We start from the raw sequence: 17675 nt of genomic DNA on the forward strand, positions 1-17675 counted from the left end.
AGAAATCAATTTAATAATAGAAGATTACTTTTCTGTGAAAAAGTGTGGACAAAATATATGACGATTTTAAATATGAATCAAGTATTATTGAAAATTCTATCTATAAGAATGATGAGTCAAATATTATAATGCTATCCCCAAGAGTTACGCATTTATGGTTAACACTACCGCTCACTCAAATTGTTTGTACAGAAAATTATAATTATAGTATTTTAACAGAATATGCATATTTAACGGATAAATTAAAATTTTCAGATTTACCTAACAATAGAAGCAGTATATTCAATGATTCATTTGATGCATTTGGAAATGATTATATAGACAGAATCTATATTGACAGAGGGAAATACGAAAAATATACAAAAGAAGATCAAAGATTTATAATCGACAATGGGCAAATAAAAGAGGGTTGATCTTTCCGATTGTTGAAGTATCAAATAATATAATTTGTGTCGATGGAAATATATTGATATTTTATGATTTTGTTGGTAAAGTTGATGTAACCAAGAATTATATTTCTGGTATTTTATTTTCTAATAATAAGAGACAGAAGATTAATATTAAATGGACATCATTCTTGAAAAATATACAAGGAAGTAATGGGCGATACAGTAATATAAAATATGTTATTGTAGGTAGATCTCCTTATTTAATTGTTGACAAGGGGGTATTATTTGATGCGGAATAGAATAAAACTTGAAGTGGATTATAAAGAATATTTAGAGGGCGATATTGAAAACCATTTAGATGGATGCTACATCGGACAGCGGCGAATTATGACATTTGATCAGAAAAAATAATGAGAAGATATGCTGAATGTGTTATAGATGGCAGAAAAGATGTCCGATTATTAGAGGTGGGATATGGACTTGGTGTATTTGCAGAGGAATCTGAAAATATAGGAACAGAAGAGCACGTTATTATTGAATGTCATCCGAAGATATGTGCTATTGCTAGAGAAAAATACAAAAATCAAAAGCATATTAAGATTTTTCAAGGATTTTGGCAGAACTTCAATGCAGAAAAATGTTATAATGCTATCTTCTATGATTCTGCAGTTATTGGTGAAGATATAGATGCAGTCGAGGAATTACTTCAATTTATTGAATTTGCTATGAAAAACCTTCTTACAGATGATGGGATAATGTCGTTTTGGTATCGAGGCAATAAAATTGATTCACGAATTTTGGATTTTCTTAAGAAAAAATAATCAATTTTCAAATTGTACTTTGTGAGATAGATAAAGCACAATACTTAATTTTTAAATTAAACAATACACCTGCTAAAGCAGGTGGATTTGGGGTATAAATACCCCATGACTGAAAGTCATTTCTAAGGCTAAAGCCTTCTAAAAGACCTTTAGCTTGAAGGTATCTTAAAGATTATGACTAAAACTCATGGTTCTACTTTAAATTATAATTTGTGTAATTTATTTCTTGATTCTCTATATATTTCTTTATTGTTTCCTCTGTAACACTTCCGAATGTAGCACAAAAATATCCTCTCGCCCATAAATGTTGTCCCCAATATCTCTTTTTCAATGTAAGCGTCAAAAATTTAGCGCCTACAATTTTTCTTAAAGTAGCATTAAAATATCCTAGTAAGGCAAAGGAGCTTTACTAGGATTAATTTATTTCTTATATTTAATTTTCATATCTTCAGGTATTTTATGAGACCAAGGCATAAGATTACCTAAGCTATCGCTATCTTGCATATCTATTTTTGATAAATTGTCAAACAAATAGATTAAATACTTTTCTACAACTAAATTATTAGCCTTGGCAGTTTCAATAATACTATATATTATACTACTTGCCGTTGCACCTTTTGCAGTATTGGCAAATAAAAAGTTTTTTCTACCTATTACAAATGGTTTAATTGCTCTTTCGGCAGCATTATTGTCTACCTCAAAAACATCTAGTAGTACTTTCTTTAATCTTGGTAAATGATTTTTAGCATGATCAAGTGTTTTACCTAAAGGACTTCTTTGGAGAGTAGATTTTGTTTCTTTTTCAACAGACTCAATAACATTATCTATAATCAAAGATATTTTTTAACTCTTGATATCACGCACCTCTATGAAAGTGAAATTCTTGCATATATATATGCATTCCTTTTTAGGGGTACATCTTTACGCAAAATCAATATTTATGCGTATTAGTATCATTTTTCTATCAAAACACAAAATTGAACAACATATTGATACAATAGATAAAAGCCTTGAAGTGTTAAGCTTTGAGGCTATTTTGCTTTTGGATGGTAGCCTTATCACATATAACTTTTATTTCTCTAAATGCAAGTCCTGCCAAGATGGGAGCCTTTCAAAATAAAGGTGATGCACTTCTTTAAAAAACTTATACAGTTGATTTTTGACCAAAAAAGAGCAGTTAACAACGGTAAGTTCCAATGTATTATGTAGAAGAAAGCCACCCTGCAATTATTGATAAAGAAATGCATACCGCAGTACAGCTTGAAATGGAGAGAAGAAGAGCTTTTGCAGAAAAATATAACATCAGTAAGCTTGATTATGCTACAGTTGATAATCCTTTTGCAGGAAGAGTTATCTGCGGACATTGTGGTAGCCCTTTTGGCAGGAAGGTTTGGAATTCTACAGATGAAAGGTTAAGAAGGGTTGTTTGGAGATGTAATAAAAAATATGAAGTAAAGGGAAAAAGAGCTGTGAGAATAAGCATATAAATGATAAGGTTTTGTATCAAGCCTTTGTAAATACGTTTAATGCTATGGTGGAAAATAAGGAATATTTTATAGAAAAGTGGAAGAAAGAACTTAAAAGTGAGAATGTATTGGTAAGATATAAGGCAAAACAGTTTATGGGGATTTTAGCTGATGCAGAGAAGGTAGAAGAATTTGATGTGATTATGTTTTTAGGATTACTGAGAAAGATGGGAAGAAGATAATAGTGAGTTTGCTTGATGGGACGGAGATTGAGGTTGTAGTTGAATGAGGGATAATTTGCAACCAGCTGAAGATGGTGTATCAATTCTTACTATATTTCTTATTTAAAATAATAACATGGAATTAAATCACTTTTTGTCATTTGATGTCGTAAAATTTTACCAAAGAAATTATTGACATTTTTGTTATGGGGGTAAAATTACAAATGTAGACAAGTTGTCTACATAAAAAGAATAAAAATCAAAGGGTAGCTGTCTTAGATATATAAAAAACTTTGACATTACCTTTTTAGAAAGGGGGAGTAATAATGATATATCAAGTTGAAATTATTGAAGAAATAAAATCAGAAGACCAAGATATGGTAGCTTTGGTTTGGATGGAGTAGAGTTCAAAGAAATAACCGAAATAATTATATTTCGGTTATTTTAATATTATTGTGCGAGGGATTAAAGTTATGATTAAGGAATTTATTAGCAACAAAAATTTTAACAACTATTATTTTGGTAGAAATATTAGCAATATAGGTGATATTTTTCACGATGTTGCTCTCACAATTATAGTTTCTTCTTATACCAATTCAATTTTTATTTCGGGTGTGCTTGTATCTATAAATGCTATCGTGAGAGTATTAAGTTCTTTATTTTTAATTAAGATTATAGATAAACTTAATCCCAAAAATCTATGATAAAATTGAACATGCTGTATGGATTTTTGTTCTGATATTATTTTTACTTATAGTTTTCAAATTCAACTATTTTTATTTATTCATATTTGAGATTATTTTTAGTTTTATTTTTTCTATATATAAAATAGTAAGGGAAAAGATTTTAAAATCAATATTACCATCAAGTAATAAATCAAAATATATGTCATTTATTTACACTTCTGAAAATACTTTGAGCGTATTAGTACCAATAATATCAGTGCTTTTGCTAAAGTTCATAAGTTTAAGATACTTTATATTAATTAATTCCATATCATTTTTGTATCTGCTTATTATACTACTCGTATAGTAATTGATATGGGAAACCGTGGAAAAGTTAAAAATGAGAATACAAATTATGATTTTAAATATATAACTCAAATTTATCCTTATTTAATTCTGATATTTATTATAGCAGCAGTTATAACATTTATATCTTCTACTTCTAAAATTATAATTCTTCAGTTTATTAAAGAGTTTAATTTTGATTCTAAAAAAGTAGGAGTACTTCAATCAATATTTGCAGTAGGTTGTATACTGGGCTCTTTTATTCCAGGAATGTTTAAAGATAATAGCATAATTAAAAATCTAAAAAATTTATTTTTATATGTATTGCCATTTTTATTCCATATATATTATATCAAAGCTTTTATACGTTTGTAATAGTAGATTTTTGTTACGGACTTATCTTTACTGCTATTAATGTATTCTTACAGGTTTATTATCAATCTACTATTAAAGAAGAACATTTTGGATTTATTAGAAGTATTCACACTATTGTGGTAGGCGCTATAATACCATTATCGATGTTTATAAGTGGTTATTTGCTTAATTTATGGACACTAAAAATATTATTTTTGATTTTCAGTGTTATAATTCTATCTTTATTAGTTGTATTTTACATTTTAGAAGTTTGTTATGAAGAGAACTATTTTGCAAAAGGAGAATGAAAATGTATAGTATTAAATTAGACACAGGGAAAATACTGCATATTGCTGAGAATTATGGATGGTACATTGATGGTAATCTAGCAGGTGATGAAGATAATAGCATTTATTCAAGTAAATTAGTTAGAGAATTAGACTGGTATAGCTATTTAAGAAACTACAATATTTATGTTTCTGCTAACTGTAATGGAAAATGTTTGTATTGTTACCAAGATGCTCAAGAGAAAAGAACTATTGAAAACTTATCTTTTGACGATATTAAAAATTATATAAATTATATTGAATCTATTAATGATGCAAGAACCCTTCCAAAGTCGATAGAATTATTTGGAGGAGAGCCGCTGCTAAGAAAAGATATTCACAAAATATTAGATTATATACTTGATAGAGGATATAGTGTTAAAATCGCAACAAATGGTACCTTACCGATAATACAATCTAAAGCCATGTTAAAATATATAAAAAATTCAAACATACATTTTAGAATAAGTCTAGATGGTCATACGCAAGAATTACATGAGAAGTATAGAACTAAAAATACATTTTATAAGATTATAGATAATATAAAATATTTAGTTGGGAATGGTGCAGAAATATCGCTAAAAACTATTGTAACTAACCATAATTTTAAATATTTAAAAGATATTTTACATTATTTTAAATATGATTTAGGAGTAAAGCTTTGGAATTATAATGCTCTTTATGTGTTAGATTCAACTATAAAAAATAATATAGAAAGTACAATAACTCATTATACTTTAGTTGAAGAATTAACTAAAGACGAATATAAAGAATATTGGGATATGTTTATTCAAACGCCATTAGCACAGATGTTAAAAAGTATTTATGTAAAAAAATAAAAAAATATAGACGAACATATCTATTTTTAAATTATGATAAAAACTTGTATTTAAATGATCAGCTTATTTTTCCAGAATATAGTATTGGAAATTCTAGTTGTTTAGACTTTGAAAAAATGAAAATGTTAGTATCAGAAATAGAAATGAATAGAAAAAGTTGTGAAAATTGCTTTGCAAAGGATTATTGTTTTTGGGTAACTATGGAGAATTATATAATATAGATAAAAGTTTAAGTACTGAATTTCCAACATGTGATCAACTAAGAAAAGCTGTAATACATATAATGTCATTAGAGGAAAAGGGACTCCATATTCTCAAAACAATATATAAGATTTCCTAATTATTACAGGAGGGTATTATGGATAATTTATTTATTAATGTTGATAGAAATACATATAGATGGTCGGTGGACTATGAAAAACATAAATATAATTCAGGCATATTTAAGCCAAGGGTAAATATAGATGATTATTTACTAATACATTCATCTATTGCTATAACAAACAAATGTAACCTCAATTGCATCTATTGCTATAAAGAGGTTAATAAAAAACAGAAATACACGAAATACCAAAAGAAGAGATATTTAATTACATTAACCTGTTAACAAATATGGATAACTATAAATTAAAAACAATTCAGTTAATTGGTGGAGAGCCTTTAATTCATTCAGAGATTATAGAGATAATCGATTTTTGTTATCCAAAGGCATCCAAGTAAGAATATCTACTAACGGCATGAGTGATATAATAAAGAAACCTGAATTTAAGCACATATTAAATGACACAAAGGTAGAATTTAGAGTAAGTTTAGATAGTCATATCGAAAGTATACATGATTCTTTTAGAGGAAAAGGAACTTTTAAAAAGCTGATAGGAAATATAGAATATTTATGTCAACATAAATGCCGATTATCAGTTAAATCTGTTATTACCAAGAGTAATATAAAAGACCTAAAACCTATGCTTTATTTTTTAAAGGAAAGAAATATAAGTAATTTTGCTTATAGTGCATTATATAATTTAGGCAGTGCTGAAGATAAATTTTATAGTGAAAATTATATATCAAATAGTGATATTCTATTGGAAATATTGAACATATTAGAAGAAGATCCAAGTTTGGCAAAGTTATTGAGACCCAATATATTACGCCATGTATTAGACAGTCTATTTATAAAAAATCCATATATATTATCTAAGATGTATCTGCATGTAAATTATGACGGAAATATATATCCACAAGATCAGCTAATTTACGATAAATTTTGCTTAGGGAATATTTATAAACTAAATAATGATATATTTGGAGATATTGTTAGCAGGTTTAAAGATATTAAATTAAGATATGAAATAAATAGGAAAGAGTGTCTTGAATGTGACTTTTACCCATTTTGTGTTAAAGGTAACTATGGTGAGCTATATAAAAAGGATGAGAAATTACTGGAGTGCTTTCCAAATTGTGATGATTTAAAAAATTTATATCTATATTAATGAAAAATGGAAGCAATTCAAGAAATATATTATTAAAGATGCATAATATTTCATAATAGTATATGTAGTGTTTTATTCTAGTTGTAACAATAGTTTACTTACATAATTTTAGATTAGTTGTAATTGATTTTCTACTAATTTGAAAAACGTTTGTTCAAAATCTTCAGAAAGTCTTATTGAATGCTTAGGAAAGTATAAAATTTTCGCAACCTGAAAGCTAGATTTTATCTAGCTTTCAGGCGTTTTATATGTAAGCGTCAAAGTTTTAGTACCTTTAATATCTTCAAAAATAGCATTAAAATATCGTAGTAAGGCAAGATTGTGCTTTACTAGGATTAATTAATTTATTTTTATCTTTAATTTTCATATTTTCAGGAATCTTATCTGACCAAAGCATAAGATGCATTAAACTTTCCCTATCGGATATATGTAAGCGTCAAAATTTTAGCACCTACAACTTTTATAAAAAGACATTAAAATATCCGGTTCTATAATAAATGTTGGGGCGTAGACCCAGCATATTTTTTACAAAAAATATGTGCACCTGATTAGACACCTGGTAAAATTAAAATAACCAAACAAAAACCTTACCTGAAAGGAGGCATCCATCAAGTGCACACTAATAATTCTATCAAAAATTTATTAGGTTTTAAAGATGTTATTATAAAAAGATTATTCATAATGACACGTACATTGAGATATACTTAGAAACTAAGAAAAAATTTGTACTTGCCCTAATTGTAATTCCAAAGTTACAAGAGTTCACGATTATAGAATTCAGCGTATTAAAGACATACCCTTATTCTTTAAACATACTTTTATCATTCTTAAAAAACGTAGATATCGTTGTAATGCCTGCGGCAAAAATTTTATGAACATATAGAATTTTTACCTCGTTATCATAGAATAACTAATAGATTAGCTATGTTTGTAATTTATGAATTATCTAATGAATATAGTATGACATCAGTTGCTAGAAAAACTAATCTATCTATCGATACTATAAAACGTATTTTTGATAATGTATCTTACTCTTCTCCTACTAATTTACCTAAAATAATATCTATAGATGAATTTAAAGGTAACTCTGGTGGTTCTAAATATCATTGTGCAATAGTCGATCCTGTTAATCATAAAATACTAGACATTATTAAAGATAGAAAAGAGCATATTCTTATAGATTATTTTAGAAAAATTAAAAATCGCGATAGCGTTACACACTTTATTTGTGATATGTGGCAACCCTATATTGATTTAGCTAAAACTTATTTCAAAAATGCTGTAATTGTTATAGATAAATTTCACTATATTAGACAAGTCATATGGGCAGTAGAAGCGGTAAGAAAACGTATCCAAAGAGAACTATCAATTAAATTAAGAAAATACTTTAAAAGAAGTAAAAAGCTTATTTTAAAAGATATGGCTTACTTGATACAGATTCAAAGTTAGCTTTACAAGTTATGTTTTCTTATAATAGTGAATTAGCAATTGCCCACACTTTAAAGGAAAAGTTATTGAGTATTATTGATGCTTCACCTTCTTCTAACGAAGCTCGTGTCCTCTTAAAAGATTGGATTAAACTTGCACAAAATAGTGGTATCAATGAATTGAAAAGATGTGCAAATACCTATATCAGATATTTTAATGAGATTTGTAATTCTTTTGATATTCCTTATACAAATGCTTGTATAGAAGGATTTAATAATAAAATCAAAGTTATTAAAAGAATAGCCTTCGGCTATAGAAATTTTGATAGATTCAGGAATAGAATTCTTCATTGTTGTAATAAATAATCTGTTAAATATTGTATTTTAGGAAATCCAACTATCGTTGGTCTTTTTGTCGTGCAATTTTTTAAGGGTAAACTCCCCTCATCCTATCTATCTTGCTAAAATCATTATCAAATAAGAAAGGACAGGCATTCTAATCTAATGCCCGCCCCAACTATTGACAAAGAGCCAAATATCCTAGTAAGGCAAATAAGCTTTACTAGGATTAATTTATTTCTTATCTTTAATTTTCATATCTTCAGGTATTTTATGAGACCAAGGCATAAGATTACCTAAGCTATCGCTATCTTGCATATCTATTTTTGATAGGTTATCAAACAAATAGACTAAATACTTTTCTACAACTATATTGTTAGCCTTGGCAGTTTCAATAATACTATATATAATAGCACTAGATGTTGCACCTTTTGCTGTATTTGCAAACAAAAAGTTTTTTCTACCTATTACAAAAGGTTTGATAGCTCTTTCTGCTGCATTATTATCAATTTCTAAAGAACCATCAAGCAATACATTCTTTAGTCCAGGTAAATGTTTTTTAGCGTAGTCTAGTGCTTTGCCTAATGGACTTCTTGGAAGAGCATTAGGTATTTCTCTTTCAACATAATCTATAAATTCATCTAATAGCGGAGCTAATTTTTCAACTCGTATTTTATATCTAATTTCATAATAGTTTTCATCACTTGAATAAGATTCTCGTAATTCTTTTTCAAGTTTATAAATTTGCTCACAAAAATTAAACCCTATTATAGCTCTAGAGTCCTTTAGGGCTTCCTCATCCAGCTCTGCAATTATATTATAAAAGTGTCTTCTTATATGAGCTAAGCAGTACACTCTTGTAGCATTTGAAACAGAGTTATAGCCACTATAACCATCTGTTTGAAGATACCCACTAAAATCTCCTAAGAAATTTTTAGGGCAAGAGCTTGAACGGGTATTTTGATAATCATACAAAATTACAGGCTTTGAATTGGTATTGCTCATATATAACCACATATATTTTTAGATTTAGACTCCGTACCATTATCATTAATTACCGTTAGAGTAGTTTCATCTGCATGAATATAATTCCTACTTAACAATTCTTTTTCATGTGGTTATATATTGGTTCTAGAGCTTTGGCTGCCGCCATAGTCCAGTTTGATAGAGTTTGCCTTGAAAGTGTGGCTCCCATCATATCAAAATATGTTTCCTGCCTATAAAGTGGAACAGCATGTTGATATTTTAAAGTAAGGGTATGTGCAACCAATTCATGTGAAGCCATGCTGTTGTAAAAAATAGTCTTTGGAGCTTCCGTTGAAATTATATTACTTTCACCAGTTTCTTTTTCACAAGCTTTACAAGCGTAGCTGTATATAATATGTTCTTCAACTATAAGTTTAGCTGGAACATATTTTATAATTTCCTTTCTAGACTTAACACCAATTTCAATAAGCTCTTCACCACATTCTTTGCATTTAAGGTCTTCGCCTTCTAATTTATGTTCAATAACTACTCTTTCTAAATTTGCAAGATTATCTTTTTACCTGTACTGTTATTTCTCTTAGCTCTTCTATATGTAATTTCTTCTAAAGTAGGTTCTTCTGCTTTTGAATCACTATGTTTTTCAGCCTCGTTAAAAAGAGATAGTTGGTTAGCATCTACTTGTTCACTAGATGTTCCAAATATCTTTTTATTCTTATTTGATATAATAGACTTTAAAAATTCTATTTCATTTTTAAGATTTTTTATTTCTTCATCTTTTGACTTAATTCCTTTGATTTTGCATTGATTTCTTCTTCCATCTTTTCTATTAATGCTTTTGTAGTATCATCTATTTCATTAGTTAAAATTTCGTGATTCATAGTAAAGTACCTCTTTAGAATTTATTTTACAAATTAATTATATCATAAAAGTCCTTGAAAATAAAGGTTTCTCAAGGACTTTTTATGTTCTATTAAAAATAATTACTTGGTTTTATAGGTTTAAATTTAGATACTGTTCTTACTTCGTAACCTTTTAAAAGCCAACGTAATTCTTCTATATTAACTTTTAATGCTTCTTGTGGATTTGATGGCCATTTAAAGCGATTAGCTTCTAAACGATAATAATATAACCAAAAGCCTTCGTCAAAATGCAGAATCTTTAATTTATCCATTTGTTTGTTGCAAAAACAAATAAGGCTTTTTCAAATGGGTCTAGCTTCAATTGACTTTGGACTATCATTACTAGACCATCTATACTTTTTCTTAAATCCGTAAAGCCGCAGGCAAGATAAACTGTTTGTACTTTTTCTATATTTAGCATGATATAGATAATTCCTTTATTATTTTAGATATTAGATTGACTTCATCAGAAGGAATGATTACAGTTACATTACCTACGGTAATTTTTACTTCTTTTGATAATTTAGCAGTTTCTTTTGCTCATCTTGTATAGCTAATGGAATAGCGTGAAATACAATGTCTTTTCTATCATTTGATTCTTCCTTTTGCAATCTTTTTCTATGGTAATAGAATTGTGTTTTACAAATGTCATTTTCTATACAAAAATCCTTTACTGTTATTGAACCATTATATGATTCAAATTTCTTTATATATTCTTCCCATTTAGCATGACTCATTCTTTTACCCATAAATTACCTCCCATTAATAATATTTGCTTTTATTCTATCAATGGGAGGATGAGATATCTAGGTACTTAATTTTTGACGCTTACTAATGAATTAAATGGAGACTATTCTTTAGAATTAGTATACCCAGCACACTCAGATAAGGCACAATATTTAAATAAATGGAACATAATAAAAGCAGATGGTCAGCTATTTAGAATTTACAACGTTCAAAGAAGTGAAAAAACGGAATGTTTATTACTGTAAGGGCTAAGCACATATTTTATGATATGGCTTTCTTTTTATAGAAAAAGCAGAAGGAGCAAATAAAACTATAGATAATGTAATTAAAACAGCATTTCCAAAAGAAGTTTTAAATTTATTTGATATGCATGTTCAACCAGGTTTAAATAAAATATTTCCATATAATATTGAAGAAACAAATTGTGTAAAGGCGTTATTTTATCTTCTAAGTATATATGGTTATGAAATAATAAGAGATAACTTTTCAATTAAAATAGTTGATAGGGTAGGAAATGAGAATGGTATAACAGTTAAATACGGGAAAAATATTTTAGGGATTGAAGCAATTGAAGACACATCAGAATTGATTACAAAGATATATCCAGTTGGAAAGTCAGGACTTAAACTCCCAGAAAGATATATAGAAGTTGATAATATAAATGATACTTCACTATATATTCCATATCCAATCATTAAAAGGTAGAGTTTTCTGAAGTTGAAGATATACAAACATTAAGAGAAATGGCTAAGGCATATTTAGATAAAAACAGTAAACCAAAAGTATCAGTTGAAATTGATTTTTAAGCCTTTATAAAACTGAAGAATATAAACAATATGAAGGATTAACAAAAGTAAATATTTGGGATACAGTGAATGCTACACATTTTGAGTTAGGAATTAAAACAAATGTAAGAGTTATTAAAATAGAAAAAATATTTTAAACCCAAAAGATATAAAAATAGGGTTAGGAGAAGCTAAACAAACAATTTTAAAAGAAATTGATAAGGCAAATATATACGATGAAATTAAAAAAATATCTCAAAAATCAACGGATATATCAACAATTTATAAAAGTAATTCAACAGATAGAATTTTTACAACTACAAGTTCAGAGCTGATTTTTGAATTTGAAAATTTTATGTCAGACAATATAACAATGAATATAAATATAATTGGAGAAGCAACAGAAGATTTAGTCATAGAAATAACTATGTTTAGAGATGGTATTGAACTTCCTTTAAAACCAAAGCAAAAGGTAGGAAAGGGAGAAAATGTTTTAAGTATTCCATATGTATTAACTCAGGTTAAAGAAGGAGTTCATAACTTAAGTTTTAAAGTTAAAACATCTTTAGGGGAGTTTAGAGTAAACAAAGGTCAATTTGTACTTATTCTACAAGGCAAGTCTTTAGAGGGAGGTATAGTGGCAGAACCACCGTATCCTCAGAAGGTTGAAACAATAGTAAGTAATATATTATTTGTTTTACAAAATAAAAACACTATAGAAGATAAAATTGATTCAGTTGTTATTTCAAATACAACAAAAATACAAAACAATGAAACTATAAATTTAGTTCAAAGTAATTTACAAACAAAAATTATTGAAAGCTATTTTGTTAATTTTAAAATAGCAAAAACCTATATTGAGCTTTTAAATGTTGATTATATTATTGATACAACTATTTATAACTTAGAAAACAAAGAGAATATTTTAATTACACAAAAAAATCACAACTTATTGAAGAAAAATTAGGTAATGGATTTGTTTATAGAACTAATTTGATTGATAAAACAAAAATAAAAACAATTGAAAGGGTTGAATTAATATAATGAAGTGCTTAGAAACAGATGGTGTTAATTTGGTTGATTTTGGTTTTTACGATTCATCAGAATATACAAATACTTTATCAATTATGTTTTGGATAAAGGTATTAGAAAAAGTTCCAAGCAATTGTAGATTTTTGGACGATTAAATGGATTTAATATAGGAACAGATGCAAATGGTGCTTTAAGATGTTTTATAAGAAGAAAAGATACAACCCTTTATAATCATGTAAGTAATAAAAAACTTTCTTGGGACCTATGGACACACATAGCAATAACTTATCAAAATGATGGTTTGTTTTTATATGTTAATGGTTATGGACCTTATATATATAGCTTTAATGATAATAAAAATGAAATAGAAAAAACAGCAGCGACAAAGTTAAGTTTAGGAGGACTTTTTAGTGATGATAATGTTACACCAACCTATCAATGTAAATGTAGAGTAAGTGATTTAAGTCTATGGAATATACCTTTAACACAAGAAATAATAGGAAAACATATGAGAAATGAAATAGATACTACAACCAATGGTCTTTTGCATTATTGGAAGATAAATGAAGGTAATGGGACAAAGATAAATGACTGTGTTGGTAACATAAATGGTATAGTCCCAACGACATTTAAATGGGTTGATGAAACGATAAATTTAAAAGGTAAATATCAAGACGATTTAATTTGGTTAGGTAATAATTTTTCTGAAACAAGAGAAAAATCAAAAGATTGTAGAGGACAAATTTTTTATATTAAAAAGCCATTTTATATAGAAGGGATATCTATACCTGCTCATTTTAAAGAACCAGGAGATGTATATATTGTTTTAGCGAAATTCAGGCCAAAAGGTTCAACAGATATACCACAAGGTAAACCAAGTAATGTTATTGCTGAATGGAATTTAAATATAAAAGCTGAACAATCAGGGGTATTTATTATTCCCACTACACCTATTTTGCTGGATGATATAAATTCAGAGTATATTATATATAATTGGTTTTTGGGAAAACGAGATATTATGTATCATGAAAATTGTAAATATGAGGATAACTATTTTAAAATTATTGGTTCAATTTATAGTAGTACAGCTGAAACTCCACAAGCTCAATTTACTTGGACAATATGGAATGATTCCACAGCAAAAGCATATATTAATGGATTTTTAGTAGGAGAAAACTTAATACCACAGAAACTGTTTTTAATGATTGATGGAAATGAAATTAAAACGTGGGATGGAGTTTCTTTTGTTAAAATAGGGGAATTACCATTAACAGAAGATATGTTTTTAAATTATGCAGTAACAGAAATTCCTAATTCAAGAATCGGTATATTAACTAATGAACCTGAGATTGTTGTTTATAGTCCTATAAAATTAAATAGTAAAAATATTGTAGAAACCTTTATACCAAAGGAAGAATTGATTTTAGGGAGCAAAGATTATATTTTAGAAGGAAGTTTAAGTAGGATAAATATAGATGTTAACACTATTGGCAATGTTATTATCAAATTTATTATAAGTATTGATGAAGGAAATTCGTGGTATTGGTTTAATGGGAATAATTTTACTCAAATAAGTTCAATAGACATAAACAACATTAGTTATACGTCTAATACAGCTGTGCAAATAAATTCTATAGCAGAAGATAAATGGATAAGTTTTATAGGAACATCAAACAAAATTAGATTAGGTATATATATTAATTCAAATGATGCTAGTTCAATAGCAACAATCAACGAAATAACATTATTTTACAGATAAAGTGGGTGAGATAATGATTAGCTATACAAAAATAATTTATTAAATCAAGAAATTTTAATTGATAAGATGAAACCATATACAGAAATTAGAGGAATAAGTAAGGTTCAAATATTTAATTCAAAAACAGGTGAGATAGAAGTAGAATCAGTAAGTGAAAATGTAGTAACATATGCCCAATCGATAATTCTATATTATAATTTTTTTATTTCGTATATTTGTGGAATAGGAATAACACAAAATAACTTTATACCTAAAATTGATGCTGACCCTTTTAAAAATATTTATATAGCACAATTGACTAATCAAGGGGTAGAACCTGTACAAGAAGATCCATTTCAAATAAGAGTGCCAATAACACATAGAGTTAGAGGGTATGCTGATAGATATTTGCCGTATTCAGGTGGAGATACATCAAGAGGAACGATAAATGTTGCAGAAACTAAATTTTATAAGGAAGGAAATGATTTCATAGTTCATTTTGTTTTTGATTTTCCAACTCATGCAGGTAATGGAGATTTTGATTGTATTTATTGGGCAAATGATTCATATTCAAGAGCATATGAGCTTGATACTAAAACCTTTAATACAGGAAAACAGTTTAATAATTTCGCAGATGTTATACCAATGGAAGATTCAAGAAATGACAATATATTAATAGCTGTATGTACTGACAAAGAAACTGTAGCAGACAACAAAATTAAATATAAGCTATCAAGGATTTATGTTTTTGATAAGGACATGAATTTTTTATTTTATAGAGATATGGAACAATATATAAACTCATTACCAATGAATAGTACTATTGTTTTCAATATGAGGTCAGATGGGAAAATTGCATTAATAGATAATACTAATCAAAAATTCACTTATATGATTACGAAATGGATTCTGTTGTTCAAACTATGAATGTATCAGGTTTAGGAATTGATAAGTGTATGGTTTACGAAGGAGACTATTTATATATTTGCAATGTAAAGTCAGGAGATACAACAAAAGATGAATATACAAAATTCTTAGTTTCTGAAGAACAAGGACTAAAATCTATATGGACTGTAGAAGAAAATACTGTTACACCATGGGCACTTAAGGTACAAGATGGAAAGATAATGGGGAAATATAAAGATTATTCTAATCAGATATGGGTTGATGTTTCAGAAAATGTAAGAACAGTATCAACAAATATTTCAGTTGGGGAAGTTATTATAAAAATTATCAAAATGTAAGAAAAAATAATATGAATATAAAGGTAAGCTCTAAAACTGATTCAGATGGGCGACTAATATTAGAGGTTACAAGAAGATTGATTGGTTTTATGGGTGCATTCAATAAACTACCATCAAGACTGACAAAAACAGAAACCAATACTATGAAAATACAATATGATTTTAGATTTGAGGATCCAATGAATAAAATATTAGCAAAAGAATTTTCTTAATTTAAACTAACTAAATTTATATAAATAGGGGGATAGTATGAAGGGTTCAAATAACGTATTCCAATTAATCTCTGCTACCATAGGCGGATATATTGGATACTTTTTAGGAGGGTTTGATGGGTTTATGTATGCACTTGTAACCTTTGTTGTAATTGATTATTTGACGGGGCTTATGGTAGCAGTAATAGAAAAGAAACTTTCAAGTGAGGTGGGATTTAGGGGATATTTAAGAAGGTATTAATTTTTGTAATGGTAGGTATAGGTAACATAGTAGATGTTCATTTGATTAAAAACGGTAGTGCAATTAGAACTGCCGTTATTTTTTCTATATTTCAAATGAAGGCATAAGTATAATTGAAAATTCAGCAAAGATTGGACTACCTGTTCCACAAAAGCTAAAAGAACTATTAAAACAAATGAATGAAGGGGAGATAAGAAATGGCAAAGGTATGTTTAGACTATGGTCATGGTGGGGTTGATAGTGGTGCTGTATATAAAGGAAGGTGTGAAAAGGATGATAATTTAGAACTGGGTTTGAAGATTGCAGAAGAATTAAGAAGGCATGGTGTAATTGTAGGTGAAACAAGAACTTCTGATACAACTTTAAGTTTAAAGGATAGAACATTGTTTGCAAATAAAGGCAATTTTGATTACTTTATATCCTTTCATAGGAATGCCTATATACCAGAGAAAACAAATGGGGTTGAAACATATGTATATATAATAGGTAGAGAAAAATCAATAGAGCTTGCAAATAAGATTCAAAAGGCTTTGACTCAAGTTGGTTTTACTAATAGAGGAGTTAAAAAGGCTAATTTTTATGTTTTAAGAGAAACAAAATCACCTGCAGTTCTTATTGAAGTTGGCTTTATTGACAATAGTGAGGACAACAAATTATTTGACAGCAGAAAAGATGAAATAGCAAAAGAAATAGCAAAGGCTATATTAGAGCAGTTAAATATAAAATATGTAGAAGCTCCTAAAACTCTATACAGAGTAGTCGCAGGCTCATTTTTACAAAGAGAAAATGCAGAAAAGCAGGTTAAAAGATTAAAAGAACTAGGTATAGATGCAGTTATTGTTGAATCTAAATAATAATATTGAAGCTTTTATGGGCTTCATTTTTTATGCTTAAAAGGGGATACTTATGACTAAAGAGCAGTATGAAAGAGAGAAAAACTACAGGGTATCAATTGCTATTGCAAAATCAATGCTTTCAAAAATATAATTGATGAAGATGACTTTGAAAAAATAAAGAAGATGTTTATTGATAAATATAGACCTGCCATAGAAACACTAACATATAATTAACTTGCTTTGTATCAATATAAGAGCTAACATATGTAGCT

General features: G+C 27.8%; 26 protein-coding genes and 4 pseudogenes. 23 read left to right on the forward strand and 7 right to left on the reverse strand.

What is annotated here, in order from left to right:
• The first annotated feature begins 44 nt into the window (after positions 1-44).
• From PL321_RS11230 to PL321_RS11245, 4 genes are read left to right on the forward strand one after another with little or no spacing between them, the layout of a single operon-like run.
• Complete coding sequence (locus PL321_RS11230) at positions 45-413, forward strand: hypothetical protein (protein ID WP_273962099.1); 369 nt, start codon at positions 45-47, stop codon at positions 411-413.
• Positions 410-688 carry a hypothetical protein gene (locus tag PL321_RS11235; protein WP_273962100.1) on the forward strand — a complete coding sequence of 93 codons (279 nt, stop codon included), beginning with the start codon at positions 410-412 and terminating at the stop codon, positions 686-688. The genes PL321_RS11230 and PL321_RS11235 overlap by 4 nt, the downstream gene beginning before the upstream one ends.
• The gene (locus PL321_RS11240) at positions 678-800 is read left to right on the forward strand and encodes a hypothetical protein (RefSeq protein ID WP_273962101.1); all 123 of its coding nucleotides are present in this window, start codon (positions 678-680) and stop codon (positions 798-800) included. The genes PL321_RS11235 and PL321_RS11240 overlap by 11 nt, the downstream gene beginning before the upstream one ends.
• Positions 800-1210, forward strand: coding sequence for a hypothetical protein (locus PL321_RS11245; protein ID WP_273962102.1), 411 nt, complete (start codon positions 800-802; stop codon positions 1208-1210). The genes PL321_RS11240 and PL321_RS11245 overlap by 1 nt, the downstream gene beginning before the upstream one ends.
• Positions 1211-1403: 193 nt before the next feature.
• Here PL321_RS11245 and PL321_RS11250 read toward each other — a convergent pair.
• Both PL321_RS11250 and PL321_RS11255 read right to left on the reverse strand, forming a co-directional pair.
• A pseudogene (locus PL321_RS11250) lies at positions 1404-1541 on the reverse strand (transposase); the annotation flags it as partial.
• Between the two features lie 89 nt (positions 1542-1630).
• A complete protein-coding gene (locus tag PL321_RS11255; protein WP_273962103.1) occupies positions 1631-2044 on the reverse strand; it encodes an IS66 family transposase in 414 nt (137 codons plus the stop codon).
• Positions 2045-2406: 362 nt separating this feature from the next.
• Between PL321_RS11255 and PL321_RS11260 the strand changes: the two genes are divergently transcribed.
• The 8 genes and pseudogenes from PL321_RS11260 to PL321_RS11295 all read left to right on the forward strand — a co-directional run bounded on the left by PL321_RS11260 (position 2407) and on the right by PL321_RS11295 (position 8709).
• On the forward strand, positions 2407-2697 hold the full coding sequence (locus tag PL321_RS11260) for a zinc ribbon domain-containing protein (protein ID WP_273962104.1): 291 nt from the start codon (positions 2407-2409) through the stop codon (positions 2695-2697).
• Between the two features lie 11 nt (positions 2698-2708).
• On the forward strand, positions 2709-2918 hold the full coding sequence (locus PL321_RS11265) for a hypothetical protein (protein ID WP_273962105.1): 210 nt from the start codon (positions 2709-2711) through the stop codon (positions 2916-2918).
• A 1019-nt stretch (positions 2919-3937) separates the two neighbouring features.
• Positions 3938-4282 (forward strand): hypothetical protein, encoded by a 345-nt coding sequence (locus PL321_RS11270; protein WP_273962106.1) that lies wholly within the window; start codon positions 3938-3940, stop codon positions 4280-4282.
• Between the two features lie 289 nt (positions 4283-4571).
• The gene (locus PL321_RS11275; protein WP_273962107.1) at positions 4572-5426 is read left to right on the forward strand and encodes a radical SAM protein; all 855 of its coding nucleotides are present in this window, start codon (positions 4572-4574) and stop codon (positions 5424-5426) included.
• Positions 5427-5784: 358 nt separating this feature from the next.
• The gene (locus PL321_RS11280) at positions 5785-6033 is read left to right on the forward strand and encodes a hypothetical protein (protein WP_273962108.1); all 249 of its coding nucleotides are present in this window, start codon (positions 5785-5787) and stop codon (positions 6031-6033) included.
• 130 nt (positions 6034-6163) lie between these two features.
• Positions 6164-6916, forward strand: a complete 753-nt coding sequence (locus PL321_RS11285) for an SPASM domain-containing protein (RefSeq protein WP_273962109.1) — start codon at positions 6164-6166, stop codon at positions 6914-6916.
• A 721-nt stretch (positions 6917-7637) separates the two neighbouring features.
• Entirely contained in the window at positions 7638-7799 is a 162-nt protein-coding gene (locus PL321_RS21395) for a transposase family protein (protein WP_443110716.1), read from the forward strand.
• Positions 7796-8709: pseudogene (locus PL321_RS11295) on the forward strand (ISL3 family transposase). The gene PL321_RS21395 and the pseudogene PL321_RS11295 overlap by 4 nt, the downstream one beginning before the upstream one ends.
• A gap of 207 nt (positions 8710-8916) precedes the next feature.
• On the opposite strand, the gene tnpC reads toward PL321_RS11295, so the two are convergent.
• From tnpC to tnpA, 5 genes are all read right to left on the reverse strand, one after another.
• Complete coding sequence (gene tnpC, locus PL321_RS11300; RefSeq protein ID WP_273962110.1) at positions 8917-9699, reverse strand: IS66 family transposase; 783 nt, start codon at positions 9697-9699, stop codon at positions 8917-8919.
• A 79-nt stretch (positions 9700-9778) separates the two neighbouring features.
• The gene (locus tag PL321_RS11305) at positions 9779-10192 is read right to left on the reverse strand and encodes an IS66 family transposase (RefSeq protein ID WP_337961157.1); all 414 of its coding nucleotides are present in this window, start codon (positions 10190-10192) and stop codon (positions 9779-9781) included.
• 11 nt (positions 10193-10203) lie between these two features.
• Positions 10204-10464, reverse strand: coding sequence for a transposase (locus PL321_RS20035; protein WP_337961158.1), 261 nt, complete (start codon positions 10462-10464; stop codon positions 10204-10206).
• Between the two features lie 175 nt (positions 10465-10639).
• Positions 10640-10861, reverse strand: coding sequence for an IS66 family insertion sequence element accessory protein TnpB (gene tnpB / locus PL321_RS11315; RefSeq protein ID WP_273964477.1), 222 nt, complete (start codon positions 10859-10861; stop codon positions 10640-10642).
• A 213-nt stretch (positions 10862-11074) separates the two neighbouring features.
• The gene (tnpA, locus tag PL321_RS11320; protein ID WP_273962111.1) at positions 11075-11317 is read right to left on the reverse strand and encodes an IS66 family insertion sequence element accessory protein TnpA; all 243 of its coding nucleotides are present in this window, start codon (positions 11315-11317) and stop codon (positions 11075-11077) included.
• Positions 11318-11389: 72 nt separating this feature from the next.
• Here tnpA and PL321_RS11325 point away from each other — a divergent pair, with 72 nt between their 5' ends.
• From PL321_RS11325 to PL321_RS20040, 11 genes and pseudogenes are all read left to right on the forward strand, one after another.
• Positions 11390-11560: a hypothetical protein gene (locus PL321_RS11325; protein WP_273962112.1), complete on the forward strand. Its 171-nt coding sequence runs from the start codon at positions 11390-11392 to the stop codon at positions 11558-11560.
• Between the two features lie 37 nt (positions 11561-11597).
• The gene (locus PL321_RS11330; protein WP_443110779.1) at positions 11598-12020 is read left to right on the forward strand and encodes a phage tail spike protein; all 423 of its coding nucleotides are present in this window, start codon (positions 11598-11600) and stop codon (positions 12018-12020) included.
• A gap of 435 nt (positions 12021-12455) precedes the next feature.
• On the forward strand, positions 12456-13067 hold the full coding sequence (locus tag PL321_RS11335; protein WP_273962113.1) for a hypothetical protein: 612 nt from the start codon (positions 12456-12458) through the stop codon (positions 13065-13067).
• Positions 13068-13143: 76 nt separating this feature from the next.
• Positions 13144-13287 (forward strand): hypothetical protein, encoded by a 144-nt coding sequence (locus tag PL321_RS11340; protein WP_273962114.1) that lies wholly within the window; start codon positions 13144-13146, stop codon positions 13285-13287.
• 11 nt (positions 13288-13298) lie between these two features.
• Positions 13299-14891 carry a LamG-like jellyroll fold domain-containing protein gene (locus PL321_RS11345; protein WP_273964542.1) on the forward strand — a complete coding sequence of 531 codons (1593 nt, stop codon included), beginning with the start codon at positions 13299-13301 and terminating at the stop codon, positions 14889-14891.
• Between the two features lie 66 nt (positions 14892-14957).
• Positions 14958-15797, forward strand: coding sequence for a hypothetical protein (locus tag PL321_RS11350; protein ID WP_273962115.1), 840 nt, complete (start codon positions 14958-14960; stop codon positions 15795-15797).
• Complete coding sequence (locus PL321_RS11355; protein ID WP_273962116.1) at positions 15773-16114, forward strand: hypothetical protein; 342 nt, start codon at positions 15773-15775, stop codon at positions 16112-16114. Before PL321_RS11350 ends, PL321_RS11355 begins: the two co-directional genes overlap by 25 nt.
• 11 nt (positions 16115-16125) lie before the next feature.
• Positions 16126-16326, forward strand: coding sequence for a hypothetical protein (locus PL321_RS11360; protein WP_273962117.1), 201 nt, complete (start codon positions 16126-16128; stop codon positions 16324-16326).
• A 37-nt stretch (positions 16327-16363) separates the two neighbouring features.
• Positions 16364-16805, forward strand: a pseudogene (locus tag PL321_RS11365) (phage holin family protein).
• Positions 16765-17421 (forward strand): N-acetylmuramoyl-L-alanine amidase, encoded by a 657-nt coding sequence (locus PL321_RS11370; protein WP_273962118.1) that lies wholly within the window; start codon positions 16765-16767, stop codon positions 17419-17421. The pseudogene PL321_RS11365 and the gene PL321_RS11370 overlap by 41 nt, the downstream one beginning before the upstream one ends.
• A 52-nt stretch (positions 17422-17473) precedes the next feature.
• Positions 17474-17637: pseudogene (locus tag PL321_RS20040) on the forward strand (SHOCT domain-containing protein).
• Positions 17638-17675: the final 38 nt, after the last annotated feature.

It is taken from the genome of Caloramator sp. mosi_1 (assembly GCF_028622835.1).
Taxonomy (GTDB): domain Bacteria; phylum Bacillota; class Clostridia; order Clostridiales; family Caloramatoraceae; genus Thermobrachium.